Here is a 26,301-nt window from a genome sequence, read left to right on the forward strand (position 1 = left end):
ATGCCGTTCCGCGAGGTGAATTCGAAGGTGGTCGAGGCGACGGTGCTGCCGGGGCAGCGGCTGTTCAGTCAGCGGGGCGCGATGCTGGCGTACCGGGGCGAGGTGTCGTTCACGCCGAACGTCCAGGGCGGTCAGGGCGGTGTGATGTCGATGATCGGCCGCCGCCTGGCGAACGAGGCGACTCCGCTGATGACGGTGGAGGGGTCGGGGACGGTGCTGTTCGGGCACGGCGGTCACCACGTGCAGGTGATCGAGCTGTCCGGGGACACCTTGTACGTGGAGGCGGACCGGCTGCTGGCCTTCGACGGCGCGTTGCAGCAGGGGACGATGTTCCTGGGCTCGCAGGGCGGCGTGATGGGGATGGTCCGGGGCCAGGTGACGGGTCAGGGGCTCTTCACGACGACGCTGAAGGGGCACGGCGCGGTGGCGGTGATGGCGCACGGGGGTGTGTTCGAGGTGCCGATCACTCCGCAGCGTCCGGTGCATGTGGATCCGCAGGCGTACGTGGCGCACCACGGGGACGTGCGGAACAAGCTGTCGACGGCGCTGGGCTGGCGGGACATGGTGGGGCGCGGTTCGGGTGAGGCGTTCCAGCTGGAGCTGAGCGGCAACGGTTCGGTGTTCGTGCAGGCCTCGGAGGAGAAGCTGTGAGCGGGTACGGAGTCCCGGGCGGCCCGGTGATCCACGATCCGATGTCGCTGCCGGTCGACGACAACGTGAACAACTACACCTTCTGCGTGGAACTCAAGGGGAGCCAGTGGTTCCTGCAGAAGGGCAAGATGATCGCCTATTACGGATCGATGGAGTTCAACGGGATCGGGCACGGCCGTCTGGACCGTCTGGTGCGTACCTCGTTCCATTCGCCTCTGCACGCGAGCGACTGGGTCGTGGCGGAGGGTTCGGGCAAGATGCTGCTCGCCGACCGGGCCTTCGACGTGAATTCGTACGACCTGGACGACGGCAACCTGACCATTCGCTCTGGCAACTTGCTCGCTTTTCAGCCAAGTCTCGCGCTGAAGCAGTCGATCGTGCCGGGCTTTCTGACACTGATCGGAACGGGCAAGTTCGTGGCCGCGTCCAACGGTCCGGTGGTGTTCATGGAACCCCCGATCCGGGTGGACCCGCAGGCCCTTGTCGGGTGGGCCGACTGCCCGTCCCCGTGCCACCACTACGACCATGGGTACATGACGGGCGTGATGGGCGGTCTACGTGCGATGACGGGCCTCGGCGGGGCGTCCGGGGAGGAGCACCAGTTCGAGTTCGTGGGGGCGGGTACGGTGCTGCTCCAGTCGACCGAGATCCTGATGGCGGAGCAGGCGACGGGGGCGGTGCCGCAGCAGCCCGGAGTGCCGGGTGCGGGCGGGATGCCGGGTCAGCACGGGCAGCAGTCCGGGGCACCGCGCCTTCCCGGACAGCTGGGGGACCTCCAGCGTCGCTTCGGGCTGTGAGCGATAGTGTGCGGGGTGTGACTTCGAACGCGTGCGCACCGTCACACCACCCTCACTAGTTCGCCTTTCAACATTTTAGGTAGACTTCATCTATGGAGACCGAGACGGCCACACCCTGGCTGACCGATGCGGAGCAGTGCGCCTGGCGCACCCACCTGGAGGTCAACAGGCTGTTGACGTACCAGCTCGAAAGGGATCTTCAGCCGTTCGGGCTGACGATGAACGACTACGAGATTCTGGTGAACCTCTCCGAGTCGGAGGGCGACCGTATGCGGATGAGTGACCTGGCGTCCGCGACCCTCCAGTCCAAGAGCCGCCTGTCGCACCAGATCACGCGGATGGAGAGCGCCGACCTGGTGCGCCGCGAGAACTGCGAATCCGACCGGCGGGGGCTGTACGCGGTCCTGACCGAGCACGGCGCGGAGACCATGAAGAAGGTCTCTCCGCACCACGTCGCCTCGGTGCGCAGGCACTTCATCGACCTGCTGTCGCCCGAGGCGCTGGAGGACCTGCACAAGTCGCTGCGGCCGATCGCCGAGCACCTGCGCGGGCAGCGCGGCAAGCCGTAGTACCCCCTCGGGGGCAGGGAACCAGGGCCGCGGCGCACTCATCGCGAGTGCGCCGCGGCTTTTCCGTGCGGCACCCCGGAGAATCCGCGGGGCGCCGGGCCCTCAGGCAGCCGAGCGCGGGAGCCGGAGCACGAACAGCGCGCCGCCGGAGGGCGCCTCACCGAGGGTGAGGGTTCCGCCGTGCCGTACGGCGACGTCCCGGGCGATCGCCAGACCCAGACCGGCGCCGCCGTCGTCCCGGCTGCGGGCGTCGTCGAGGCGCACGAACCGTTCGAAGACCCGTTCACGCTGACCGGCGGGGACTCCGTCCCCGTCGTCGGCGACGGTCAGTTCCGCCCAGCGGCCGTCGGCACGCACCCGCACCTCGACGCGTTCACACGCGTGGCGCCGGGCGTTGTCCAGCAGGTTGGCCAGCACCCGCGCCACCTGCCCGCGGGACCCCGACACCTGGACCCCGTCCTCGGCCGTGACGGCGATCCCGGTCCTGCGTTCCGCTTCCTCGGCCGCGAGGGCGCCCAGGTCGAAGCGCCCGTCGGCCGGCCGCTCCCCCGCGTCCAGCCGCGCGAGCAGCAACAGGTCCGCGGCGAGCCGCTGCAGTCGTACGGTGTCCTCGACCGCGCCCGCCACGTCGAGCAGCTCCGGGTGGGCCGCGCCCACTTCGAGCTGGGTGCGCAGCGAGGCGATGGGGCTGCGCAGTTCGTGCGAGGCGTCGGCGACGAACCGGCGCTGCCGTTCCACCGACTCCTCCAGCGCGGACAGCGTCTCGTTGGTGGTCCGGGCGAGCCGGGCGACCTCGTCGTGCGAGTCCGGGACGGGGACGCGGCGTGCGAGGTCCTGGGAGGCGGTGATGGCGGCCATCTCGCCGCGGATGCCCTCGACGGGCCGCAGTGCGCGACGGGTCACCCGCCAGGTCACCGCGGCGACCGTCGCGAGGAGGAGCGGGAGGCCGATCAGCATGGAGGTCAGGGCGGTGCGGACGGCGCCCTGTTCGGCGGCGAGGGGCGCGCCGGCCCAGACGGTGAGGGTGACGTCCTGAGGGGTGGTGACCTCGACGGCCGCGAACCGGTGGTCCGTGGTGTCGCCGTCGACGGTGGCAGTGCCCTGGCTGGTGTGCACGTCCTCGGAGATCTCCCCGACGGCGGGATCGTCGTCCCCGCCGCTGTCGTCGCCGCTCCCCCTGTCCTTTCCGCTGTCGTCGCTCCCCTTGCCCTTCCCGCTGCCGCTGTCGCCGTCGTCGCTCCCGCTGCCCTTGCCGCCGCCCCGGCCCCGCCTGCCGTCGTCTCCGCCGCTGTCCCCTTCCCCGTCCTCGCCGTCGTCGTCCGTCGCGCTCGCGGACGGAGTGGGGGGCGCCAAGGACGCGGACGGGGTGGAGGACGCGGTGGGAGCCGGGACCGGCCGGACGGCGGTGACTCCCGTACCGCTGATCCTCTCCAGGTCGTCGCTCGCGGCGACGAGTCGTCCCTCCTCGTCGGCGACCTGGACGGGGTGTTCCTCGGCGTCGCCGAGTTCGAGGTCCTTGTAGGCGATGCCCGCGGCGAGCTGCGAGGCCACGTGGCGGGCCGCCGTGTCGGCCTGGGCGTCCGCCTGGCCGACGAGGTCCGCGCGCAGCGACAGGAGCACGGCGGTGCCCGCGAGGACGAGGACGACGGCGACGACCAGGGTGGCTCCGAGGGTCGCCTTGGCCCGGACGGAACCGAACAGCCGCCTCACCGCGCCTCCAGGCGGTATCCGGCGCCGCGTACGGTCCGGATGAGTTCGGCGCCGAGTTTGCGGCGCAGCGCGCTGACGTACACCTCGACGATGTTGGGGTCGCCGTCGTAGGCGAAGTCCCAGACGTGTTCGAGGATGTCGGCCTTGGAGACCACCTCGCCGGCCCGCAGGACGAGGTGCTCGAGGACGGAGAACTCCTTGGTGGTGAGGGCGACTTCGTCTCCGTCGCGCAGGACCCGGCGGGCGGCGGTGTCGACGCGGATCGGGCCGAGGACGTGCACGGGGGACGCTCCGGCCTGTCCGCGGCGGCGCAGCAGCGCCTTGATCCGGGCGACGAGGACCACGTAGGAGAACGGCTTCGTCAGGTAGTCGTCGGCGCCGGTGTCGAGTCCCTCGGCCTCGTCGTACTCGCCGTCCTTGGCGGTGAGCATCAGGATCGGGACGTCGTGTCCGCCGGCACGCAGTGCGGCGCACACGCGGTAGCCGTTCATGCCGGGCAGCATGATGTCGAGGACGACGAGGTCGTAGCCTCCCCCGGCGGCCCGGTGCAGTCCTTCGAGGCCGTCGTGCACGACGTCCACGGCGTAGCCCTCGGCCCGCAGGCCCCCGGCCAGCGACAGGGCGAGCCGCTTCTCGTCCTCCACGATCAACAGGCGCATGGAGACAGGGTCGCAAACCGAACCTGAAGACGGCTTCAGGTTCCTTCAGGCTGCCTTCAGCGTCCGTCCCGCAGATTGGTCCACGTCGTCCCGGCCGCACCGCTTGCGGCAAGACGTCCGGGGCGGGACAGCGTGAACCAGTGGACTTCGGGAGGGCTTTCCATGAAGCGCAACATCGTCATCGCCACGGTCGCGGCCGCGGCTCTGATCGCCGGGGGCACGGCGACGTCCCTCGCCGTCACGGGGGGCGGCACGGCGGCGCCGGCGACGCGGGCGAGCGGACAGCCGGGGGCGGACGACCGCAGGGACGACAGGACCGTCGACGGAACGAACCTGGCCGGCGGCAAGGCGGTGACGGCGCAGGACGCCATCGGCCGCGCCCTGGAGCACACGCCGGGTACCGCCGTCGGCGCGGAACTCGACGACGAGAACGGTTCGGTGGTCTGGGAGGTGGAGATCATCGGCGGCGACGGCACCTGGCACGAGGTCCGGGTCTCCCCCGCCGCCGGTACGGTGCTCGGTTCCCGGACCGGGCACGAGGACGACGCCGCCCGGGTGCGGGCCGCGCTGGACGGGACGTCCGTCTCGGCCGCCGAGGCCGCCCGGGCCGCCGCCGCCAAGGGCAGGGTCACGGAGATCGACGTCGACGAGGACAGCGGGACGCCCGCCTGGAAGGTGGAGACCCTGACGTCGGACGGCGTCGAGCAGGAGTGGCGCGTCGGCCTCGACACGGCACGGGTCACCGCGGACCACAGGTCGCACGACGGGGCGGACGACCGCGCCGACCACGATTCCGCCGACGACCGTACGGACCCCACGCACGCTCCGGACGACCGTACGGGGCGTGCGCGCGGCTCGGACGACGGGGCGGCCCGCGGCTCGGACGACGACGCCGGGCACACCGGGCGTCATGGGGCCGGGCACGGGTCGGACGACGGGACGGAGCACCACGCGCGGCACGGGTCGGACGACGACTCGGACGACGGCTCGGGGCACGGCTCCGGGCACGGGTCGGACGACGACTGACCGGACGGCCGGGGAACGACAGGGCCGGGCGCGGGCGATGCACACCGGCATCGCCCGCGCCCGGCCCCGCTGCCGTGGGCCCGGCCCCGCTCCCGACCGGTCAGACGCGGCTGGGTTCGGCGCCCTCCGGGGTGACTTCCGGCCCGGCCTCCCGCCCGGCCGCGGACGCCCCGGGTGCCGTGGGCGCCGTGCACAGGGAGACGAGCGCCGCCGTCAGGGACACCGCTCCCGAGATCGCGAAGCACCAGCTCAGGGGCACATGGCCCACCATCAGGCCCACTCCGGCCGCGCCGCCCGAACTGCCCGCGTTCACCGCGGTGTTGACCCAGGCGCCCGCCTGGGTACGGAAGTCCGACGGGGCGGCCGCGTCCGCGACCAGGTAGGACGTCGTGAGGGCCGGGGCGACGAAGAACCCCGCGCAGGCGACGGCCGCGGTCAGGGTGCCGAGGCCCGGGGCGAGGGCGGCGGCGAGGAGCGCGAGGCCCAGACCGCCGGCCGTCAGGGGCAGTCGCGCGCCCGGGGACAGGCGCCAGTCGACGGCGCCGTTGAGCAGGCCGCCCAGCGCGCTGCCCAGGGACAGGGCGGCGAGCACCCACGCCACGGTGTCGGTGCGGTGGTGATGCTGTTCGGCGAACGCCATGACCAGGAGGTCGACGGCGCCCAGGGACAGGCCGACGCCGAGCGCGACGACGACGGGCCGGGCGAGGGCGCGTACGCCCAGCCCGCGCGGCCCCGGGTGCGCCGCCTTCGCCGTGGCCGGACGGACCCCGGCGACGGCCGGGGACAGGACGAACGCCAGGGTTCCCGACCAGACCAGCAGGGCGCTCAGCGCGACCGCGGCGGCGGGCGGCGCCCACTGGACGACGGCTCCGACGAGCAACGGCCCGGAGACGAAGAGGATCTCCTCCAGGACGCCGTCGAGGCTGTACGCGCGCTGCAGCAGCTTCTCGTCGGGGACCATGCGGCTCCACACGGTGCGCATCGTTGGGCCGAGAGGCGGGGTGCAGGTGCCCGCGGCCACGGCCAGCGCGCCGATGGCGAGGGCCGGTGCGCCGGGCCGCCAGGCGACCGCCGCGAAAGCGGTGAGCAGACCCGCGTAGAGCGAGGCCATCGGGATCAGGGCACGGCGGGCGCCGTGCCGGTCGATCAGGGCCGCCCGGGCGGGCGACAGGAAGACGCTCGCCGCGCCGAACAGGGCCATGACGGTGCCGGCCACGGCGTACGAGCCGGTGGCGCGGGCGGTGGTGAGCATCATCGCCAGCGAGACGAGGCCGTACGAGAGGCGGCCGGTCAGGGCGGCGGCGAAGGTGCGGCGGGCGTGGGGGATGCGCAGGAGCGCGGCGTACGAAGGCCGCGGGGATGACCCGGACATGGCTGTGGTTCCTCAACTGCGAGGCGGGAAGGGGGACGCCGGAGTGCCGCGACGCCGCAGCCTCGGTGCTGAGGGTGCGTCGCGGGCCTGGGCGGGCCCTATGCCAGGAGGAGGAACATGCGGTCAACGTAACAGCAGGCGCGGGAAGTCGGCCAGGGGATTCCCGGCCGCGCCGCATCACGCGGGTACCGGCGCGGAGGCCTCGCGGCGGCCGGGGCCGGCATCGGCGCCGGGCATCCGCAGGGTGGGCGGCCGCCGGGCAGCCGCTCCTCGACCGCGGGAGGACGTCGGGGCAGGCCTGCCGACGTCACCACGCGGGCGCGGAAGGGGCGGCGTACTCCCATCACCTCCTGGACGCCGGAGGGGGCAGGCGTACTCGCGTCACCGCCGACGCCGGAGGGGGCAGCCGGACTCGCGTCGCCCGCGACGCGGGACGGGGCAGTCGGACTCGCGTCACCGCTCGGACGGCGGCATGCCGTCTCCGTGGTCACGTCCCGGCGCCGGTGCGGCCCGACTCGGTGCGGCTGCACATCCGTGCGGCCCGGCGTCCGTGCGACCCGGCGCCGGTGCTGCTCAACGCCAGTACGGCTCAACGTCCGTGCGGCCCGATGCCCGTGCAGCCCGACACCGTGCGGCCCGATGCCCGTGCAGCCCGACACCGTGCGGCCCGGCGTCGGTGCGGCCTGACGCGGTGCGGCTGCGCATCCGTGCGGCCCGATCTCCGCGCGACCCGACGCCGGTGCAGCCCGACATCGTGCGGCCCGGCGCCGGTGCCGCTCAACGCCAATACGGCTCAACGCCGGTGCGGTCTGACGCCCGTGCAGCCCGACACCGTGCGGCCCGGCGCCGGTGCGGCCTGACGCGGTGCGGCTGCGCATCCGTGCGGCCCGGCGTCCGTGCGACCCGGCGCCGGTGCTGCTCAACGCCAGTACGGCTCAACGCCAGTACGGCTCAACGTCCGTGCGGCCCGACGCGGTGCGGCTGCGCATCCGTGCGGCCCGATGCCCGTGCGACCCGACACCGTGCGACCCGGCGCCGGTGCTACTCAACGCCAATACGGCTCAACGTCGGGGCGGCCCGGCATCCGGCGCCGCCCGGCGTCGGTGCGCTTGCGCCTATCGCCGCGGGGCGAGGGGGCTCTCTCGCCCTGCGGGCGTGAACAGCCCGCTACGCGGGGGTCGTTCAGCTCTCCGTGAGGCCTTCGACGAGGGTGTCCGCCGCGCGGTAGGGGTCCAGCTCGCCGGCGACGATGCGTTCGGCGAGGGCGCTGAGGCGGCGGTCTCCGTGCAGGTCGCCGATGCGGCGGCGCAGGGTCGTCACGGCGATCGTCTCGACCTCCTGGGACGCCCGGGCGAGCCGCCGTTCGGCGAGCACGCCGTGCTCCTCCATCCACGCCCGGTGCTTCTCCAGCGCCTCGACCACCTCGTCGATGCCCTCGGAGCGGGCGGCGACCGTCTTGACGATCGGGGGGCGCCAGTCGCCCGGGCCGCGGGACTCGCCGAGCGCGAGCATGTGGTTCAGTTCGCGGACGGTCGCGTCGGCGCCGTCGCGGTCGGCCTTGTTGACGACGTACACGTCGCCGATCTCCAGGATTCCGGCCTTGGCGGCCTGGATGCCGTCGCCCATGCCGGGGGCCAGCAGGACGACCGAGGTGTCGGCCTGGCGCGCGATCTCGACCTCCGACTGGCCGACCCCGACGGTCTCCACGAGGATCACGTCGCAGCCCGCCGCGTCCAGGACCCGGATCGCCTGCGGGGCCGACCAGGCGAGTCCGCCGAGGTGGCCGCGGGTCGCCATGGAGCGGATGTAGACGCCCGGGTCGGAGGAGTGGTCGGACATCCGGACGCGGTCGCCGAGGAGCGCGCCGCCGGAGAACGGCGAGGACGGGTCGACGGCGAGGACGCCGACCCGCTTGCCCTGCCGCCGGTAGGCGGTCACCAGCGCCGACGTCGAGGTGGACTTGCCGACGCCGGGTGATCCGGTGAGCCCCACCACGTAGGCGTTGCCGGCCAGCGGGGCCAGGGCCGCCATGACCTCACGGAGCTGCGGTGCCGCCCCCTCCACCAGGGAGATCAGCCGGGCCACCGCCCGCGGTCGCCCTTCTCTGGCCTGGGACACCAGCGAGGAGACGTCCTGCATCACAGCTCCGTTCACGAGAGATCAGGGTGGAACGCGTGTCAGGCCTTGGCTACCCGCACGATCAGCGCGTCACCCTGGCCGCCGCCACCGCACAGGGCGGCCGCGCCGACGCCGCCGCCGCGCCGCTTCAGTTCGAGGGCGAGGTGGAGGACGAGGCGGGCGCCGGACATGCCGATCGGGTGGCCGAGGGCGATGGCTCCGCCGTTCACGTTCACCTTGTCCGTGGACACCCCGAGGTCCTTCATCGACTGGACCGCGACCGCCGCGAACGCTTCGTTGATCTCGATCAGGTCGAGGTCACCGGCCTCCAGGCCCTCCTTCTTCAGGGCGTGCAGGATCGCGTTCGAGGGCTGCGACTGGAGGGAGTTGTCCGGCCCCGCCACATTGCCGTGGGCGCCGATCTCGGCGATCCACTCAAGGCCCAGCTCCAGCGCCTTGGCCTTGCTCATCACGACCACGGCGGCGGCGCCGTCCGAGATCTGCGAGGCGCTGCCCGCGGTGATGGTGCCGTCCTTGGTGAAGGCGGGGCGCAGCCTGCCGAGGGACTCGGCGGTGGTCTCGGCGCGGATGCCCTCGTCCTTGCTGAAGACGACGGGCTCGCCCTTGCGCTGCGGGATCTCGACGGGAGTGATCTCCGCCTCGAAGATGCCGTTCTTCTGGGCGGCGGCGGCGCGCTGGTGGGAGAGGGCGGCGATCTCGTCCTGCGCGGGACGCTCGATGCCGAGGCGGGTGTTGTGCTTCTCGGTGGACTCGCCCATGGCGATGTTCTCGAAGGCGTCGGTCAGGCCGTCGTGGGCCATGGCGTCGAGCATCTCGATCGCACCGTACTTGTATCCCTCGCGGGACTTCGGGAGCAGGTGCGGGGCGTTGGTCATGGATTCCTGGCCGCCGGCGACGACGACGTCGAACTCGCCGGCGCGGATCAGCTGGTCCGCGAGGGCGATGGCGTCGAGGCCGGAGAGACACACCTTGTTGATGGTGAGAGCCGGGACGCTCATGGGGATGCCCGCCTTGACGGCGGCCTGGCGTGCCGGGATCTGCCCTGCCCCGGCCTGGAGCACCTGGCCCATGATCACGTACTGCACCTGGTCGCCGCCGATGCCCGCACGGTCGAGGGCGGCCTTGATCGCGAATCCGCCGAGGTCGGCCCCGGAGAAGGACTTCAGCGAGCCGAGCAACCGTCCCATGGGCGTCCGGGCGCCCGCGACGATCACCGAGGTCGTGCTGTTCGTTCCAGACATGAGGTGCGATCCCCTTACCGGCTTGCACAGCCGAGGAGTGAACGAGGGTTTACTGAGAATGTACTGAGCGGTAGGCCGTGCGTCATCCGGCCCGCAGTGTGATCGCGCGCACGTTGCGTAACCACGCCGGGAGCGCTGCACTGGCTTCATGCTGACGCGAATCGACCACATCGGGATCGCCTGTTTCGACCTCGACACGACTGTCGAGTTCTACCGTGCGACATACGGCTTCGAGGTGTTCCACACCGAGGTCAACGACGAGCAGGGCGTGCGGGAGGCCATGCTCAAGATCAACGAGACGTCCGACGGGGGTGCCTCCTACCTCCAGTTGCTGGAGCCGACCCGGCCGGATTCGGCCGTCGGGAAGTGGCTGGAGAAGAACGGCGAAGGGGTGCACCACATCGCTTTCGGCACCGCGGATGTCGACGGCGACGCGGCCGACATCCGGAACAAGGGCGTCCGAGTGCTGTACGACGAGCCCCGGACGGGGTCGATGGGGTCCCGGATCACCTTCCTCCACCCCAAGGATTGTCATGGAGTCCTGACAGAACTGGTCACTTCGGCGACGGTTGAGTCACCTGAGCACTGACCTCCGTATATCTGGGCCGGTAGGGTTGGGGGCGGCCGTCACCTTCACGGGGGACGGCCGGGGTCCTGTCCGTCCTCGGGCGTGCGGGACCAAGGGCCGGGGTCCAGGTTTCGGGGGGCGAGCGTCGGGGCAGCAGCCCGTGCTCCGCCGTTGATCTGACACCATTCCCCGGGGGCCCCGTTCAGCGGATGGACGGAGCTCGTTCGGAAAGACTTGCGACCAGGGGACGGATGGGACCGCGCAGTGCGGGGCTACGAACGCCAGGAGCGAGAGCCGGCGGCTGACGTCGACCACCTCTCTCGGTTCGAGGCCGAGATGGAACGGCTGAAGACCGAGCGGGAGAAGGCCGTCCAGCACGCCGAGGATCTCGGCTATCAGGTCGAGGTGCTGCGCGCCAAGTTGCACGAGGCGCGCCGCAGTCTGGCGACCCGTCCTGCCTACGACGGGGCGGACATCGGCTATCAGGCCGAACAGCTGCTCCGTAACGCCCAGATGCAGGCCGACCAGCTGCGCACCGACGCCGAGCGGGAGATCAGCCAGGCCCGCGCGCAGACCCAGCGCATCCTCCAGGAGCACGCCGAGCAGGCCGCCCGGCTGCAGGCGGAGCTGCACCAGGAGGCGGTCACCCGCCGTCAGCAGCTCGACCAGGAACTCGCCGAGCGCCGGCAGACCGTCGAGTCGCACGTCAACGAGAACGTGGCGTGGGCCGAGCAGTTGCGGGCCCGTTCCGAGTCGCAGGCCCGCCGGCTCCTCGAGGAGTCGCGCGCGGAGGCCGAGCAGGCGCTGGCCGCCGCCCGTGCCGAGGCCGAGCGGGTCGCAGCGGAGGCCCGTCAGCGGCTCACGACCGACGCCGAGGCCGCCCGGGCGGAGGCCGAGGCGCTGCTGCGCCGGGCCCGTACGGATTCCGAGCGGCTGCTGAACGCGGCGTCGACGCAGGCCCAGGAGGCCACCGACCACGCCGAGCAGCTGCGCAGTTCCACGGCGAGCGAGTCGGACACCGCCCGCCGGCAGGCCACCGAGCTGAGCCGTGCCGCCGAGCAGCGGATGAGCTCCGCCGAGACGCGGCTGCGGGAGGCGCAGGCCGAGGCCGACAAGGTGCTGTCCGAGGCCAAGGAGGCGGCCGCCAAGACGCTGGCCGCGGCCGAGTCGGCCAACGAGCAGCGCACGCGGACGGCGAAGGAGCAGGTCGCCCGGCTGGTCAGCGAGGCGACGAAGGAGGCCGAGACCACCAAGTCGGAGGCCGAGCAGCTCGTCGAGGACGCGCGGGCGAAGGCCGAGACGATCGTCGCGGAGGCCGAGGAGAGCGCGCGCAGCCTCACCGCCGAGGAGACCGCCTCGCAGCTCGCGAAGGCCGCCCGGACCGCCGAGGACGTCCTGAACAAGGCGTCCGAGGAGGCCAAGCGGACGACGAAGGCGGCGTCCGAGGAGGCCGAGCGGATCCGCACGGAGGCGGAGACCGAGGCCGACCGGCTGCGGGCAGAGGCGCACGACATCGCCGAGGGGCTCAAGGGCACGGCGAAGGACGACACCAAGGAGTACCGCGCCAAGACGGTCGAACTGCAGGAGGAGGCCCGGCGGCTGCGCGGTGACGCCGAGCAGCTGCGGTCGGACGCGGTCGCCGAGGGTGAGCGCATCCGTGCGGAGGCCCGGCGCGAGGCCGTCCAGCAGATCGAGGAGGCGGCGCGGACCGCCGAGGAACTGCTCGCCAAGGCGAAGGCCGACGCGGACGAGCTGCGGCACACCGCCACGGCGGACAGCGAGAAGGTCCGTACCGAGGCCATCGAGCGGGCGACCGGTCTGCGCCGGCAGGCCGAGGAGACGCTGGAGCGGACCCGCGCGGAGGCCGAACGGCACCGTGCGGAGGCCGTCGAGCAGGCCGAGACGATCGCCGCGGACGCGGAGCGCGCCGCCGAGCGGCAGCGCGAGGAGACGGAGCGGGCCATAGAGGCCCGTCAGGCGGAGGCCGCCGAGGGACTCGCGCGGCTGCACACGGAGACCGAGGAGCGGCTGACGGCCGCCGAGCAGGCGCTGACGGACGCGCGTGCGGAGGCCGAGCGGATCCGCCGGGAGGCGGTCGAGGAGACGGAGCGGCTGCGGTCGGAGGCCGCGGAGCGGGTCCGGACACTCCAGGCGCAGGCCGAGGCGGAGGCCGAGCGGCTGCGCGACGAGGCCGCGGCGGACGCGTCGGCGTCCCGCGCCGAGGGCGAGAACCTCGCCGTGCGGCTGCGGTCGGACGCGGCCGCGGAGGCCGAGCGGCTCAAATCGGAGGCGCAGGAGAGCGCGGACCGGGTACGGACCGAGGCGCAGGCCGCGGCCGAGCGGCTGGCCGTCGAGGGTGCCGAGACGCTGGCCGCCGCGCAGGAGGAGGCCGCACGGCGGCGCCGCGAGGCCGAGGAGACCCTCGGTTCGGCGCGCCAGGAGGCCGACCAGGAGCGTGAGCGGGCCCGCGAGCAGAGCGAGGAGCTGCTCGCCTCGGCGCGCAAGCGCGTCGAGGAGGCCCAGACCGAGGCCGTACGGCTGGTCGAGGAGGCCGACCGGCGGGCGACCGAGATGGTCTCCAGCGCCGAGCAGACCGCGCAGCAGGTGCGGGACGCGGTGGCGGGTCTGCACGAGCAGGCGCAGGAGGAGATCACCGGATTGCGGTCGGCCGCCGAGCACGTGGCGGAGCGCACACGCACGGAGGCGCAGGAGGAGGCGGACCGGGTCCGCGCCGACGCGTACGCCGAGCGGGAGCGTGCGTCGGAGGACGCGTCGCGGCTGCGGCGGGAGGCCGCCGAGGAGACGGAGGCGGCCACCTCGCTCGCGGAGCGCACGGTCGCGGAGGCGATCGCCGAGTCGGAGCGGCTGCGTTCGGACGCCTCGGAGCACGCTCAGCGGGTGCGTACGGAGGCGTCGGACGCCGTCGCCAACGCGGAGCAGGACGCCTCGCGGACGCGTGCGGACGCCCGGGAGGACGCGAACCGGATCCGTTCGGACGCGGCGACGCAGGCGGACACCCTCATCACCGAGGCGGCGTCGGAGGCCGAGCGGCTGCAGACGGAGACGGCGGCGGAGGCCGAGCGGGTCCGCACCGAGTCGGTCGCCAAGGCGGAGCGGCTCATCGAGGACGCGACCGGTGACGCGGAGCGGCTGCGAGCGGAGGCCGCGGAGACGGTCGGTTCCGCGCAGCAGCACGCCGAGCGGGTGCGTTCGGAGGCGGAGCGGGTCAGGGCGCGGGCGGCGGAGGAGGCCGAACGGGTCACGTCGTCGGCGCGCGAGGAGGCCGACCGGACCCTCGACGAAGCTCGTCAGGAGGCCAACAAGCGGCGCTCCGAGGCCGCCGAGCAGGTCGACACGCTCATCTCCGAGACGGCGTCCGAGGCGGACAAGCTGCTCGCGGAGGCCCAGCAGAGCGCGCAGAAGACGACGGCGGACGCCGAGTCGCAGGCCGACACGATGGTCGGTGTGGCGCGGGGCGAGGCGGAGCGGCTCGTCTCCGAGGCGACCGTCGGGGGCAACACCCTGGTGGAGCGGGCGCGTACGGACGCGGACGAGCTGCTGGTCGGCGCGCGCCGGGACGCCACCGCGATCCGGGAGCGCGCGGAGGAGCTGCGGGACCGGATCACCTCGGAGATCGAGGAGCTGCACGAGCGGGCCCGCCGTGAGTCGGCCGAGGCGATGAAGAACGCGGGCGACCGGTGCGACGCGCTCATCAAGGCCGCCGAGGACCAGCTCGCGGAGGCGGAGGCGAAGGCCAAGGACCTGGTGTCCGAGGCGAACTCCGAGGCCAGCAAGGTGCGCATCGCGGCGGTGCGGAAGGCGGAGGGTCTCCTGAAGGAGGCCGAGCAGAAGAAGGCGTCCGTCATCGGCGAGGCCGAGAAGATCAGGTCCGAGGCCATCCAGGAGGCCAAGGCGGCCGTCGAGGAGGGCAAGCGGGACCTGGAGGTGCTGGTGCGCCGGCGGGAGGACATCAACGCGGAGATCTCCCGTGTCCAGGATGTCCTGGAGGCGTTGGAGTCCTTCGAGGCGCCGGGCGGCAAGGACGGTGGCGTCAAGGCCGGCGCGACGGTGGGGGCGCCCCGATCGGGTGGCAAGTCGTCGGAGAGCTAGCCAGAACCGCCCATTCCGTGCTTTGGGCGGACCTTTGGTGCGGGGTCTGGCAAGCCATCCGGCAGCTAGCCACCCAAAAGGAGTGTCATTCTCCAGATCAAACACGTATCCGCTCGATGACACACCGCTTTGACCCCTAGGATTCCACCTATCACCTCACCGGTCTCATTCGACAGGAACCCCATGAGCGACACTTCCCCCTACGGCTTCGAGCTTGTGCGGCGTGGGTACGACCGCGCTCAGGTGGACGAACGCATTTCGAAGCTCGTCTCCGACCGTGACAGCGCTCTGGCCCGTATCACCGCCCTTGAAAAGCGCATCGAGGAGCTCCACCTCGAGACGCAGAACGCCCAGGCCCAGGTAAGCGACGCAGAGCCGTCGTACGCCGGTCTCGGCGCGCGTGTCGAGAAGATCCTCCGCCTCGCCGAGGAGGAGGCCAAGGACCTGCGCGAGGAGGCCCGTCGCGCGTCCGAGCAGCACCGCGAGCTCGCCGAGTCGGCGGCTCAGCAGGTGCGCAACGACGCAGAATCGTTCGCTGCGGACCGTAAGTCCAAGGCGGAGGACGAGGGCGTCCGGATCGTCGAGAAGGCCAAGAGCGACTCCTCGCAGCTGCGTTCCGAGGCGCAGAAGGACGCGCAGTCCAAGCGTGAGGAGGCGGACGCCCTCTTCGAGGAGACCCGCGCCAAGGCCGCTCAGGCCGCCGCGGACTTCGAGACGAACCTCGCCAAGCGCCGTGAGCAGTCCGAGCGTGACCTGGCGTCGCGTCAGGCCAAGGCCGAGAAGCGTCTCGCGGAGATCGAGCACCGCGCGGAGCAGCTCCGCCTGGAGGCCGAGAAGCTCCGTACGGACGCCGAGCGTCGCGCCCGTCAGACGGTGGAGACGGCCCAGCGTCAGGCCGAGGACATCGTCGCCGACGCGAACGCCAAGGCCGACCGCATCCGTTCGGAGTCCGAGCGCGAGCTGGCCGCCCTGACCAACCGCCGCGACTCGATCAACGCGCAGCTCACGAACGTCCGCGAGATGCTCGCGACGCTCACGGGCGCCGCGGTGGCCGCCGCGACCACGCCGGCCGAGGACGAGCCGATCTCGCGTGGGGTTCCGGCGCAGCAGTCCCGGTAGGCACACTGTTCGACACCAGGGCCCGCTCCCTCGTCGAGGGTGCGGGCCTTGTCGTACGGTCCGTCAGGTCGGTGCGGCGTGTGCGCCTCTCGGACGGCCGCCTTCTCGGGTGGCAGGCGCCGGGGGGCCGTCTTAGCGTGGCCGCATGATCGAGCTCGAGGGGCTGACCAAGCGGTACGGCGACAAGGTGGCGGTGAACAACCTGACCTTCGCCGTGAGACCGGGCATCGTGACCGGCTTCCTCGGACCCAACGGCGCGGGCAAGTCCACGACGATGCGGATGATGCTGGGGCTCGACCGGCCCACCACGGGCGACGTACGGATCGACGGGCAGCACTACGACCAGTTGAAGGACCCCCTGAAGTACATCGGGGCGCTGCTGGACGCGAAGGCCATGCACGGGGGCCGCAGTGCCTTCAACCACCTGCTCTGCCTCGCCCAGAGCAACGGCATCCCGACGGCGCGCGTCCACGAGGTCCTCGACACCGTGGGTCTCACCGGGGTCGCGAAGAAGAAGGCGAAGGGGTTCTCGCTGGGTATGGGCCAGCGCCTCGGCATCGCGGGCGCGCTCCTCGGCGACCCGCGGATCCTGATGTTCGACGAGCCGGTCAACGGTCTCGACCCCGAGGGCATCCACTGGATCCGCAACCTGATGAAGTCCCTCGCCACCCAGGGCCGTACGGTCTTCGTCTCCTCGCACCTGATGAGCGAGATGGCGCTGACCGCCGACCACCTCGTCGTCATCGGCCAGGGCAGGCTCCTCGCCGACACCTCGATGGCCGACTTCATCCGGCAGAACTCGCGCTCCTTCGTACGGATCCGCACCCCGCAGCGGGAGCGGCTGCTCGACGTGCTGCACCAGGCGGGTATCACCGTCGTCGAGACGGGCGGCGGTCCCCTGGAAGTGGACGGCGGACAGCCGGAGCAGATCGGTGAGCTGGCCGCGGGGCACCAGATCGTGCTGCACGAGCTGAGCCCGCAGCAGGCTTCTCTGGAGGAGGCGTTCATGCAGCTGACGGCGGAGTCGGTGGAGTACCACGCGCACTCCGGCGCACCCGAACCGCAGCACCCGCCGGGACCGGCCGACGGGTTCGGACCGCAGGACCCGCGGGAGCCGCAGGACCCGCGGGGCGTTCCGGCGCCGCCCGGTGCGCCGACGTCACCGGGCCCGCCCCCGGCCCCGCAGTGGGGCAGCGACTGGAAGAAGGGCTGACATGGCCGCCACCCAGGTCCTGAGGTCCGAGTGGACGAAGATCCGGTCCGTGTCGTCCACGGTGTGGACGCTGAGTCTCGCGGCGGTCGTCACGATCGCGCTGGGCATCCTCATCTCGCTGCTGTCGAAGAACGAGTTCGACAACCTGAGCACGCGGGACCAGCTGACCTTCGACCCGACCTTCATCAGCTTCGCGGGCATGACCCTCGGGCAGCTCGCGATGATCGTCTTCGGTGTGCTGGTGGTCGGCAACGAGTACAGCACCGGCATGATCCGCACCTCGCTCGCCGCGGTCCCGCAGCGGGGCACGTTCCTGTTCAGCAAGGTCGCGGTGGCGACCGGGCTGGCGCTCGCCGTCGGCATGGTCACCAGTTTCATCACCTTCTTCCTCGGCCAGGCCGCCCTCGGCTCGCACAAGGCGACGATCGGCGACCCGGGTGTGCTGCGCGCGGTGCTGGGCGGCGGGCTCTACATGACGCTCATCGCCATGTTCTCGATGGGCGTCGCGGCGATGCTGCGCAGCCCGATGCTCTCGCTCGGCATCCTGATGCCGTTCTTCTTCCTGATCTCCAACATCCTGGGCGCGGTGTCGGCGACGAAGAAGGTCGGCCGGTACCTCCCCGACCAGGCCGGCAGCAGGATCCTGCGGGTGGTCACCCCGATCGACGACACCCCCTACGGCCCCTGGGGCGGCCTCGGCATCATGGTGCTGTGGGTGGCCCTCGCGCTGATCGGCGGATACACGCTGCTCAAGAAGCGGGACGCGTAGAGCCGGCCACCGCTCGGGCCCGCGGGAGACGTGCGGTCCGCGCGGCGGGTCAGCGGCCGGACCTCTCGATCGCGGCGGGGGTGACCGGGGTGAAGAAGTTGACCAGGTTGCCGTCGGGGTCGCGGAACAGCAGCGAGCGGTTGCCCCACGGCATCGTGGTGGGCTCGTTGACGAAGTCGGTGACGAAGCCGGTCAGGTTCGCGTACACCCCGTCCACGTCGTCGACCAGGAACTCGATGATCACGCTGTGGTTGTCGGCGGGGCGGGAGGAGCCCGGCGCGAACAGCGGGACGGTGGCCGTGCCGGCGATGGCCAGGGTGGCGCCGGGGGTCGCCAGTTCGGCGAAGTGCTCGGTCGACCAGGTCGCCGACAGGCCGGTGGCCTTCTCGTAGAACGCGACGAGGCGGGCGACGTCGTCGGTGATGACGCGGAGCGATACGAGGTTCATGGCGTACTCCCTGGGGGTCGGTGTGCCTTGCTCCGCACGCTAGACCCGATACCGGACAGAATCGGTCCACTATTGACGCTAGGCTCGGAGCATGTCCCGACCCACCGGCCGCGTGCTCACCCTGCTGGAACTGCTCCAGTCGGGCGGCACCCGGACGATGGCCGAGCTCGCGGAGCGGCTGGGCGTCGACGGCCGCACCGTGCGGCGCTACGTGGACCACCTGATCGACCTGGACGTGCCGGTCGAGGCGGTGCGCGGCCGCTACGGCGGCTACCGGCTCGGCCCGGGTCACCGGCTGCCGCCGCTCATGCTCGGCGAGGACGAGGCCGTCGCCGTGCTGCTCGGTCTGATCGCCGGCCGGCGGACGGGGCTGACGACGGCGACCGCCACCGCGGGTGAGACCGCGGCGGCGAAGATCCGGCGGGTGCTGCCCCGCCACCTGGCCGACCGCGTCGACGCGGTCCTGGAGTCCCTCGCCTTCACGGAGCCGGCCGGCGAGTTCGCCGCCCCGGACGCGGGGGTCCTGCTCACCCTGGCCGACGCGGTGCGCCACCGCCGGCCGGTGGCGATCAGGTACACCGACCGTGCGGGACGGCGCGGGGACCGGACGCTGCACCCGCAGGGGGTCGTGGCGCACGCGGGCCGGTGGTACGTCACCGGCCGGGACCCCGGGATCGGTGAGGACCGGACCCTCCGGCTGGACCGTGTCGCCGACGCGCGCCTCCTGCCCGGGTCGTTCGAGGCGGTCGAGGGCCCCGATCCGGCGCAGCGGGTGCTGTCGGGGTTCGCCACGGCCGCGTACCGCCACGAGGTGACGCTGCGCGTCCGCGGGACGGCCGAGCAGATCCGCACCCGCCTCCCGGCGAGTGTCGCGAGCGTGACCACCCTCGCGGGCGGCGAGCCACCCCCACCCGCCCGGGAACCCGCCTCCGCCGCCGAAGCCGACGGTCCGCCCTGGCTGCGGGTCGAGTTGCGGGCCGAGCGGCTCGACTGGCTGCCGCCGGTGCTCGCCGCGCTCGACCTGCCGTTCGTCGTCGAGCGTCCCGACGAGCTCCGCGAGCTGGTCGTCGCGCTGGCGGACCGCTTCGCGCGCCGCGCACGGCAGGCCTGAAGCGCCGGCGGACGGCTCTTCTACGCGGATCCGGTCCTGTCGTCGTCGGGCCGGGAACCGGTGAGGCCGTCGAAGTCCGTCCAGCCCTCCCAGTGCCACACGTCCTTGTCGAGGTCGGGCTGGAGCGGCACGAACCGGCCGAGCTCGAAGTCGCCGCCCTCCAGGTCGAACCAGCGCTCGTCGGCGACCTCGGTGCCGAGGCCGACCGTCCGCGCGGTCAGCCGGACGAGGAGCTTCACCCCGTGGGAGCCCTCCAGGTCCTTGCCCTGGATCCGCCGGAACGGCAGCTCCCCCACCGGTGCCTCGACCGGTATCCACACCGTGAAGGGCGCCCCGCGTTCCACCGCGAGCCAGCTGCGCTCCTCGGCCGGCTCGCCCTGCGCGTCCAGGACCTTCAGCCACTGCTTGTAGATGACGAGGCTGCCGTCGTGCGGGGAGCGTTCGAGGTAGCGCAGGTGCGCGCGGGCCCGCAGGTCGACGACCGAGAGGTTGTCGAAGCGGTTGTAGAACCGGACGGCGATGATCGCGTCGTCGCTGGTGGCGTTGTTCCGCGAGTAGCCCGGGAAGTCGGCGGTCCAGGCGTGCGAGATGCTGGCCCGCCGCCGCCAGACGAAGGGCCGCAGCGCGAACATCTTGATCAGGACGATGCCGAGCAGAACGGCGGGCACCAGCGCGCCGGTGAGGGAGGCGACCGTGGCGAGCGTCTGGTGCGCGGTGCTGTCCGGTTCGGGTTCGAGGTTGTCGGTGCCGACGCAGGCGCGCAGCACGGTGAGGCTGAGGTCGAGGAGCGCCTCCTCGTTCGAGAACCGGTCCGCCATGGAGCGCGGGGAGTGCTCGGTGAGCGTCCACGCCGTCGCGATGAGCACGGAGAGCCCGGCCAGGGCGCCGAGTGTCATCAGGAGCAGCGCGTGGACGGTGCGGCCCGCGATCCACCAGCGAACGGACGTGCGATAGCGCGGATGCGTGCGGGTGTCGGCGGACCGTCCCGGCCACCGCACCTCGCGTCCCATGAGCCTCAACTTGCTTCCCCCATAACCGACTTCGGGTCCCCTCGTACAATGGGGACGGCATGATTCCCGGTGCCGGTTCTGACCAACCCCGCTTCGTCGGGGAGACCGGGCCCCGTCCCGGGTAGACATCGCGTGAAAGGCTGTGCCGGTATTCGCGCGACCACCCCCGAAGGGCGTCACCGTGACGACGAAGGACCGAAGCCTTGAGGCGCTGGGCCTGGACGACGTGCCCGCGAAGAAACCCCTCACCTATCCCGGCCGGCCCACCACCGAGCCGTCGCTGCTGACCGGCGGTGAGCTGCTGCAGCTGGACGTGCGGCCGCTGCGGCTCGGCGAGTGGTGGGTGGAGGAGCGACAGGAGCAGCAGCGCCTCGACGAGGCCCTCGCCGATCTGGGGCAGGTCGGCACCGGCCGGAGGCACCCGGTGATCGCGGTCGGGTCGAACGCCTCCCCCGGGCAGGTCGCGCACAAGCTGACCCGGCTCGGCATCCCGGCGACGGTGCCGATGGTGCCGGTGCGGGTGCGCGGCATCGGCGTCGGCTGCTCGGGGCACATCAGCCCGGCGGGCTATGTCGCGGGGACGCCGTACGTCGACCGGGCGGCCGAGACGACGCTCGTGGTGACCTGGCTGGACTCGACGCAGCTCAAGGCGGTCGACGACACCGAGTTCCCGGACTACCGGCGGGCGATACTCCCGGGCGACGCGTTCGCGATGACGATGCCCTCCGGGGAGCGCCTCGGCGGTGCGTACATCTACTTCAGCGCGCACGGTGTGCTCGCCGACCCGGAGAGCGGGCGGCCCCGGCCGGGCGGCGGCGACCAGTCCGCGCTGCTTGCCTCGCTGCTCTCCGCCTCGGCGCGGCTGCGCGATCTGCTCGGTCCGGACCCGGCGGCCTGGGTGCGCGGCGCGGGTGCCGACCGGTCGCTGCGCGAGCGCGGCACGCTGATCTTCGGCGAGGAGGGCTGGGTGCTGCCGCAGACCGACTTCCTCCCGTACGTGGACGATTCGGCCGAGCTGCGGCTCTACGACGACCTGCCTCCGATGGAGGACTCGCTGCCGCCGGGCCCCTGACGATCCGGCCACCGGCCAGGAAGCGCCGGTTCCCTTTTCCCGGCCGACCAGGGACGGCGGGTACCTGACAGGACAGCCGTGCGAAATCGGCGTCCCTACTGGATCTTTGCCCTTCCGACCAGCACGGTTTTACTCTCTCTTGAGTGGAACCGTCAGGGCCCGGATATCCTCCTAAGCCTTACGGGGGCGTGCGCCCCGCCGTCCTGAACCTTTCGATGGGTGCGGAGCATGATCGAGGCAGTCGGCCTGACGAAGCGCTATGGCGCCAAGACGGCCGTGTACAACCTTTCCTTCCAGGTGCGGCCGGGTGCCGTCACCGGCTTCCTCGGGCCCAACGGCTCCGGCAAGTCGACGACGATGCGGATGATCCTCGGTCTCGACAACCCCAGCTCCGGGCAGGTGACGATCGGCGGCTTCCCCTACCGCAAGCTGCCGAACGCCCCCCGCCAGGTAGGCGCGCTCCTCGACGCCAAGGCCGTGCACGGCGGCCGGCACGCCCGCAACCACCTGCTGTGCCTGGCTCAGCTGTCGGGCATCCCGGCCCGCCGGGTGGACGAGGTGCTCGGCGTCGTCGGTCTGCAGGACGTGGCCAGGAAGCGCTCCAAGGGGTTCTCGCTCGGCATGGGCCAGCGCCTCGGCATCGCCGCCGCGCTCCTCGGCGACCCCCAGGTGCTGCTCTTCGACGAGCCGGTCAACGGACTGGACCCCGAGGGCATCCTCTGGGTGCGCAACCTGATGAAGTCCCTCGCGGCGGAGGGCCGTACGGTCTTCGTCTCCTCGCACCTGATGAGCGAGATGGCGCTGACCGCCGACCACCTCATCGTGATCGGCCGCGGCCAGCTGCTCGCCGACCAGAACATCAAGGACTTCATCTCCCACAACTCGGCCGACTTCGCCCGGGTGCGCACCCCGGACACCGAGCCGCAGCAGCGCGAGAAGCTGACCGCCGCGCTGACCGAGGCCGGCGGCCAGGTGCTGCCCGAGCAGGACGGCGCGCTGCGCATCACCGGCCTGCCGCTCGCCCGCATCAGCGACCTGGCGCACTCCTCCGACGTCCGGTTGTGGGAGCTGTCGCCGCACCAGGCCTCGCTGGAGGAGGCGTACATGCGGATGACGCAGGGCGCCGTCGACTACCGCTCGACCATCGACCAGAAGGCCGGGCTCCAGCAGCAGCTCCCGCCGGGCGCCGTGCCGCAGCCGCACCTGCCGGTGGCGGGCCAGGGCCAGCCCGGCTGGTACGCCCCGCCGCCGCCCCAGCACGGCGGGCAGCCGCCCTTCGCGATGCCCCAGGGTCAGCCCCAGGCCGGCCCGTACGCCGCTCCCGTCGCCCACGGCGCCCCCGGCGCGGGCCACGGTCCGTACGGCGCCCCGGCCGCCCCGGGCGCCGCGGACGTCAACCCGTACGCCGCTCCGCAGGCCCCTGCGGGGACCCCGGCGCCCGCCGCCGCCCCGGCCCCCGCGCCCGCCGCCGACCTGACCAAGCCCGAGGACGCCCGATGAGCACGCCCCAGCCCCCGATGCCGCAGCAGAGCGCCGCTGCCCCCGCATGGCAGCCGGCGCCCGGCACGTCGTACACCTCGCCGATCCCCGTCACCCGCACCCACCTCGGGCACGCGCTCAACTCCGAGTGGACGAAGATCAAGTCGGTGCGCTCCACCCTGTGGACGCTCGGGATCTTCCTGCTGCTGGTGGTCGGCATCGGCTTCCTGGTCGCCGCGCAGACCACGAACGAGGACTTCGGCGACGTGCCGTACACGATCCCGGCGTTCTTCGGCCTGATGCTCGGACAGATCTGCCTGATCACGCTGGGCGTGCTGGTCGTCTCGTCCGAGTACGGCACCGGCATGATCCGCACGACGTTCACCGCCTCGCCGCAGCGCCACCGGGTGTTCGCCGCGAAGCTGATCATCTTCTTCGCGGTGGCCTTCGTCGTCTCGGCCTTCGCGATCGGGCTGGTCGGCCTGTTCACCGAGGGGATGCACAGCGGACCGTCCGCGGTGCCGTGGGGCGGCACCGTCGTGATGGGCGCGCTGTACGTGTCGCTGCTCGGCGTCCTGGCGCTCGCCGTGGGCTCGATGCTGCGTCACTCGGCGGGCGCGATCACCACGATGCTCGGCGTCGTGCTGGTCCCCGCGATCATGCCGGCGTTCCTGATGATGTCCGAGAGCATGCGGACGCTCGGCGAGAAGATGCAGGAGTACAACGCCCCGAACGCCCTCGCCCGGATCTTCCAGATCGACCGGGAGAGCGGCCACGGCGGCGCGCAGCTCGGCCTGCTCGCCGGAGTGACGGCGGCCGCCATCGTCGGCGCCTTCGTCCTGCTGGACCGCCGGGACGTGTGACGCCCCGAGCCCCCACGGGAACCTGAAGTCGCCTAGAACCTGGGCGCGTTACGGGACCGCTGCACCCGCGAGGTGCGGCGGTCCTTCGCGTTCCAGCAGGCCTTGTGCCAGTGCCGCCGCTCGTCGACGCCCGAGTGCTCCGGCCAGGCCACCACGTGCGGCATCCCGGAGGGGATCAGCTGGTCGCAGCCGGGACAGCGGTAGGTCTTGCCCTGCGCGCTCGCGCCCGCCACATGGCGCACGCTCCACTCCTCGCCCTGCCAGCTCTCCGTGGACTGCCAGCCGCCGTAGCGGTCCGACGGGTCCGCCTCGGCGCTGCCGCCGGACGAGCCGGCGTCCTTCGGACGGTTGCGACGCGGGGACAAGGGACACCTCACGGAGCTATACAGGGAGCAGGGGCCACGTCCAGCCTACGCGGCGCACCCAGGGGTACGCGTACAGCGCCAACCCGCACAGATGCCCCATCGGACGGCCCATTTCCCAGACAATCCGCAAATCTCTCCGCCAGGCCGTGACTTCGGCACGTGTCAGGAGGTTATGCCGGGTGGGGGAGCTCCCTGTCGGAGCCGAGGAAGCAGGAAAGTTCGATGCACGTAGGAAGTTTTGTACTCGCCGCCCAGTTCCCGGGACAGGGCCAGGGAGAGGCCCTGCATCGCGCGGTGCGGTCGGCCGAGGTCGCCGAGGAGGCCGGTCTCGACACGGTCTGGCTGGCCGAACACCACTTCGTGCCGTACGGCACGTGCCCGTCGGCCGTCACGCTCGCCGCGTATCTGCTGGGCCGCACCAGCCGCATCCGGGTCGGCACCGCCGTCAGCGTGCTGCCCACGGCGCACCCCGTGGCGCTCGGCGAACAGGCCGCGCTGCTGCACCTGACGTCTGGCGGGCGGTTCTCGCTGGGCGTCGGCCGCGGCGGCCCCTGGGTCGACCTGGAGGTGTTCGGAGCGGGCCTGGAGGCGTACGAACAGGGGTTCCCGGAGTCTCTCGATCTGCTGATGCGCTGGCTGCGCGAGCCGTCCGTGGCGAGCGCCTCCGAGCGGTTCCCCTTCCGTGAAGTCCCCGTCGTACCGCGCCCGTCGGAGGCGCTGTGCGAGGCCGCGGGGCCCGAGGTCGTGGTGGCCTGCACCTCACCGGCGAGCGTGCGGCTCGCCGCCGAGCGTGGGCTGCCGATGCTTCTCGGCATGCACGTCGGGGACGAGGAGAAGGCCGAAATGGTCGGGCTGTGGAGGAGGCACGCGCGCGCCGCGGGCCGCTCCGGGGACGAGATCCACACCGCCGCCCATGTGTCCGCCGGCGTCTGCCAGATCGCCGACCGCCGTACGGACGCCGTGGAGACACTCGTGAAGGCGATGCCGGGCTGGCTGAAGCAGGGGCTGGACGCCCATGTGACGATCGACGGCCGCGCCCGCTCGATGCGCGATCCGGTGGCGTACACCGAACTGCTCTGCGGGCTGCACCCGGTGGGCACACCCCGGCTGTGCGCGGACCGCCTCGCGGCCACCTCGGAGCGGACCGGCATCTCGCGGTTCGCCCTTCTCGTCGAGGGCTCGGGCGACCTGGCGGCGACCGAGGAGAACGTACGCCGACTCGGGGCCGAGGTCCTCCCGAACCTCGGATGACCGGTCGGCGGCCGGTCCGAGGGACCGGCCACACGGTGAGCTTGCCGCTCCGGTACCAGAGCACCTCCCGCGGACGGAGCGGCAAGCCAAGCGGTGTCACCGCATCAGCAGTCCCGGAACTCCGGGGACTGATTGAGCAGTTGACTGCGAACCGAGGTGAAGCGTGCCAGCGTGTCGTCCACTGCGTCGTCCAGCGGGAACACCGCCACCCGGTGGCAGTTCTGGAAGGCCAGCCGCACCCCGAAGTGCCGCTGCAGCGCGCCGCGTATCGCGTCACTCGCGAGCGCACGCAGCAGCTGGCCACGTGCCTGCTCGTCCGGCGGGGGCGTCTGGTTGTCGGCGAAGTTGCCGCCGTCGACCTTCAGCTGGGCCACCAGGGAGCTGATCATCTCCCACGCATAGGGCAGGGAGGTCCGGACGCAGTCGACGAAGTCAGCTTCGTCGACCTCGCCTCGCTCGGCCTGTTGGAGTAGGGCCGGTGAGACGTCGAGCGACATGGGTTCTCCTCTCGCACCCCCAGACCTCGGGGGTTGCCGGACAGGGATGGGGAGTTCGCGATGTCAGACACGCTGAGTACACGCGTCACGACCTCCCGCTTATACGGTAAGCAACGCCAGGTGACGGCACCAGGAGAATGGGCACATAGCGAACCACCAGTAGGCCGACAATCAGCCACCCCCGAACACGGAATCTTCAGGATCAATGGGATGGCCCACCCGCGCCCGCCCGGCCTGAACCCGGCGACCGCGGGAACAAAAG

At 72.2% G+C, this 26,301-nt stretch carries 23 protein-coding genes; 14 read left to right on the forward strand and 9 right to left on the reverse strand.

Going from position 1 to position 26,301, the window contains the following annotated elements; all coding sequences use genetic code 11:
- The 3 genes from ABZT74_RS10865 (at nucleotide 1) to ABZT74_RS10875 (ending at nucleotide 2,017) form a co-directional block, all read left to right on the forward strand.
- Nucleotides 1–651 carry an AIM24 family protein gene (locus tag ABZT74_RS10865; protein ID WP_355875959.1) on the forward strand — a complete coding sequence of 217 codons (651 nt, stop codon included), beginning with the start codon at nucleotides 1–3 and terminating at the stop codon, nucleotides 649–651.
- On the forward strand, nucleotides 648–1,448 hold the full coding sequence (locus ABZT74_RS10870) for an AIM24 family protein (protein WP_356166793.1): 801 nt from the start codon (nucleotides 648–650) through the stop codon (nucleotides 1,446–1,448). The genes ABZT74_RS10865 and ABZT74_RS10870 overlap by 4 nt, the downstream gene beginning before the upstream one ends.
- 92 nt (nucleotides 1,449–1,540) lie before the next feature.
- Nucleotides 1,541–2,017, forward strand: coding sequence for a MarR family transcriptional regulator (locus ABZT74_RS10875; RefSeq protein WP_355875657.1), 477 nt, complete (start codon nucleotides 1,541–1,543; stop codon nucleotides 2,015–2,017).
- A gap of 102 nt (nucleotides 2,018–2,119) precedes the next feature.
- Here ABZT74_RS10875 and ABZT74_RS10880 read toward each other — a convergent pair whose 3' ends face one another.
- Together ABZT74_RS10880 and ABZT74_RS10885 are read right to left on the reverse strand one after the other, a co-directional pair.
- The gene (locus ABZT74_RS10880) at nucleotides 2,120–3,727 is read right to left on the reverse strand and encodes a HAMP domain-containing sensor histidine kinase (protein ID WP_356166790.1); all 1,608 of its coding nucleotides are present in this window, start codon (nucleotides 3,725–3,727) and stop codon (nucleotides 2,120–2,122) included.
- On the reverse strand, nucleotides 3,724–4,386 hold the full coding sequence (locus ABZT74_RS10885) for a response regulator transcription factor (protein WP_355875663.1): 663 nt from the start codon (nucleotides 4,384–4,386) through the stop codon (nucleotides 3,724–3,726). Before ABZT74_RS10885 ends, ABZT74_RS10880 begins: the two co-directional genes overlap by 4 nt.
- A 162-nt stretch (nucleotides 4,387–4,548) precedes the next feature.
- On the opposite strand from ABZT74_RS10885, the gene ABZT74_RS10890 reads away from it, so the two are divergent.
- The gene (locus ABZT74_RS10890) at nucleotides 4,549–5,412 is read left to right on the forward strand and encodes a PepSY domain-containing protein (protein ID WP_356434113.1); all 864 of its coding nucleotides are present in this window, start codon (nucleotides 4,549–4,551) and stop codon (nucleotides 5,410–5,412) included.
- Between the two features lie 100 nt (nucleotides 5,413–5,512).
- On the opposite strand, the gene ABZT74_RS10895 is transcribed toward ABZT74_RS10890, so the two are convergent.
- From ABZT74_RS10895 to ABZT74_RS10905, 3 genes are all read right to left on the reverse strand, one after another.
- Nucleotides 5,513–6,784 carry an MFS transporter gene (locus tag ABZT74_RS10895; protein WP_356434115.1) on the reverse strand — a complete coding sequence of 424 codons (1,272 nt, stop codon included), beginning with the start codon at nucleotides 6,782–6,784 and terminating at the stop codon, nucleotides 5,513–5,515.
- 1,182 nt (nucleotides 6,785–7,966) lie between these two features.
- Nucleotides 7,967–8,923: a methylmalonyl Co-A mutase-associated GTPase MeaB gene (gene meaB / locus ABZT74_RS10900; RefSeq protein ID WP_356166893.1), complete on the reverse strand. Its 957-nt coding sequence runs from the start codon at nucleotides 8,921–8,923 to the stop codon at nucleotides 7,967–7,969.
- Between the two features lie 38 nt (nucleotides 8,924–8,961).
- The gene (locus ABZT74_RS10905; RefSeq protein ID WP_355875672.1) at nucleotides 8,962–10,164 is read right to left on the reverse strand and encodes an acetyl-CoA C-acetyltransferase; all 1,203 of its coding nucleotides are present in this window, start codon (nucleotides 10,162–10,164) and stop codon (nucleotides 8,962–8,964) included.
- A 148-nt stretch (nucleotides 10,165–10,312) separates the two neighbouring features.
- On the opposite strand from ABZT74_RS10905, the gene mce reads away from it, so the two are divergent.
- From mce to ABZT74_RS10930, 5 genes are all read left to right on the forward strand, one after another.
- Complete coding sequence (gene mce, locus ABZT74_RS10910) at nucleotides 10,313–10,753, forward strand: methylmalonyl-CoA epimerase (RefSeq protein WP_355875676.1); 441 nt, start codon at nucleotides 10,313–10,315, stop codon at nucleotides 10,751–10,753.
- Between the two features lie 243 nt (nucleotides 10,754–10,996).
- A complete protein-coding gene (scy, locus tag ABZT74_RS10915) occupies nucleotides 10,997–14,842 on the forward strand; it encodes a polarized growth protein Scy (protein ID WP_356434117.1) in 3,846 nt (1,281 codons plus the stop codon).
- Nucleotides 14,843–15,025: 183 nt separating this feature from the next.
- Nucleotides 15,026–15,961: a cellulose-binding protein gene (locus ABZT74_RS10920; RefSeq protein ID WP_355875681.1), complete on the forward strand. Its 936-nt coding sequence runs from the start codon at nucleotides 15,026–15,028 to the stop codon at nucleotides 15,959–15,961.
- 145 nt (nucleotides 15,962–16,106) lie between these two features.
- Entirely contained in the window at nucleotides 16,107–17,174 is a 1,068-nt protein-coding gene (locus tag ABZT74_RS10925; protein WP_356166778.1) for an ABC transporter ATP-binding protein, read from the forward strand.
- 1 nt (nucleotide 17,175) lies between these two features.
- Nucleotides 17,176–17,943, forward strand: coding sequence for an ABC transporter permease (locus ABZT74_RS10930; RefSeq protein ID WP_355875687.1), 768 nt, complete (start codon nucleotides 17,176–17,178; stop codon nucleotides 17,941–17,943).
- A 49-nt stretch (nucleotides 17,944–17,992) separates the two neighbouring features.
- Here the strand turns inward: ABZT74_RS10930 and ABZT74_RS10935 are convergent, their stop codons facing one another.
- Nucleotides 17,993–18,391 carry a VOC family protein gene (locus tag ABZT74_RS10935; RefSeq protein WP_356434119.1) on the reverse strand — a complete coding sequence of 133 codons (399 nt, stop codon included), beginning with the start codon at nucleotides 18,389–18,391 and terminating at the stop codon, nucleotides 17,993–17,995.
- 91 nt (nucleotides 18,392–18,482) lie between these two features.
- Here ABZT74_RS10935 and ABZT74_RS10940 point away from each other — a divergent pair, with 91 nt between their 5' ends.
- Entirely contained in the window at nucleotides 18,483–19,502 is a 1,020-nt protein-coding gene (locus ABZT74_RS10940) for a WYL domain-containing protein (RefSeq protein WP_356434121.1), read from the forward strand.
- Between the two features lie 20 nt (nucleotides 19,503–19,522).
- On the opposite strand, the gene ABZT74_RS10945 is transcribed toward ABZT74_RS10940, so the two are convergent.
- Nucleotides 19,523–20,512 (reverse strand): hypothetical protein, encoded by a 990-nt coding sequence (locus ABZT74_RS10945; protein ID WP_356166774.1) that lies wholly within the window; start codon nucleotides 20,510–20,512, stop codon nucleotides 19,523–19,525.
- A 181-nt stretch (nucleotides 20,513–20,693) separates the two neighbouring features.
- On the opposite strand from ABZT74_RS10945, the gene ABZT74_RS10950 reads away from it, so the two are divergent.
- The 3 genes from ABZT74_RS10950 to ABZT74_RS10960 all read left to right on the forward strand — a co-directional run bounded on the left by ABZT74_RS10950 (nucleotide 20,694) and on the right by ABZT74_RS10960 (nucleotide 23,926).
- A complete protein-coding gene (locus ABZT74_RS10950; RefSeq protein WP_356166772.1) occupies nucleotides 20,694–21,584 on the forward strand; it encodes a hypothetical protein in 891 nt (296 codons plus the stop codon).
- Between the two features lie 228 nt (nucleotides 21,585–21,812).
- Nucleotides 21,813–23,084 carry an ABC transporter ATP-binding protein gene (locus ABZT74_RS10955; protein ID WP_355875702.1) on the forward strand — a complete coding sequence of 424 codons (1,272 nt, stop codon included), beginning with the start codon at nucleotides 21,813–21,815 and terminating at the stop codon, nucleotides 23,082–23,084.
- A 17-nt stretch (nucleotides 23,085–23,101) separates the two neighbouring features.
- A complete protein-coding gene (locus tag ABZT74_RS10960; protein ID WP_355875965.1) occupies nucleotides 23,102–23,926 on the forward strand; it encodes an ABC transporter permease in 825 nt (274 codons plus the stop codon).
- A 32-nt stretch (nucleotides 23,927–23,958) separates the two neighbouring features.
- Here ABZT74_RS10960 and ABZT74_RS10965 read toward each other — a convergent pair whose 3' ends face one another.
- On the reverse strand, nucleotides 23,959–24,291 hold the full coding sequence (locus tag ABZT74_RS10965; protein WP_355875705.1) for an ATP/GTP-binding protein: 333 nt from the start codon (nucleotides 24,289–24,291) through the stop codon (nucleotides 23,959–23,961).
- Nucleotides 24,292–24,513: 222 nt separating this feature from the next.
- Here ABZT74_RS10965 and ABZT74_RS10970 point away from each other — a divergent pair, with 222 nt between their 5' ends.
- Nucleotides 24,514–25,542: an LLM class flavin-dependent oxidoreductase gene (locus ABZT74_RS10970; protein ID WP_356434124.1), complete on the forward strand. Its 1,029-nt coding sequence runs from the start codon at nucleotides 24,514–24,516 to the stop codon at nucleotides 25,540–25,542.
- 104 nt (nucleotides 25,543–25,646) lie between these two features.
- Here the strand turns inward: ABZT74_RS10970 and ABZT74_RS10975 are convergent, their stop codons facing one another.
- Nucleotides 25,647–26,039, reverse strand: a complete 393-nt coding sequence (locus tag ABZT74_RS10975) for an SCO5389 family protein (protein ID WP_081219465.1) — start codon at nucleotides 26,037–26,039, stop codon at nucleotides 25,647–25,649.
- Nucleotides 26,040–26,301: the final 262 nt, after the last annotated feature.

This window comes from Streptomyces sp. NPDC005302 (assembly GCF_040607345.1).
Classification (GTDB): domain Bacteria; phylum Actinomycetota; class Actinomycetes; order Streptomycetales; family Streptomycetaceae; genus Streptomyces.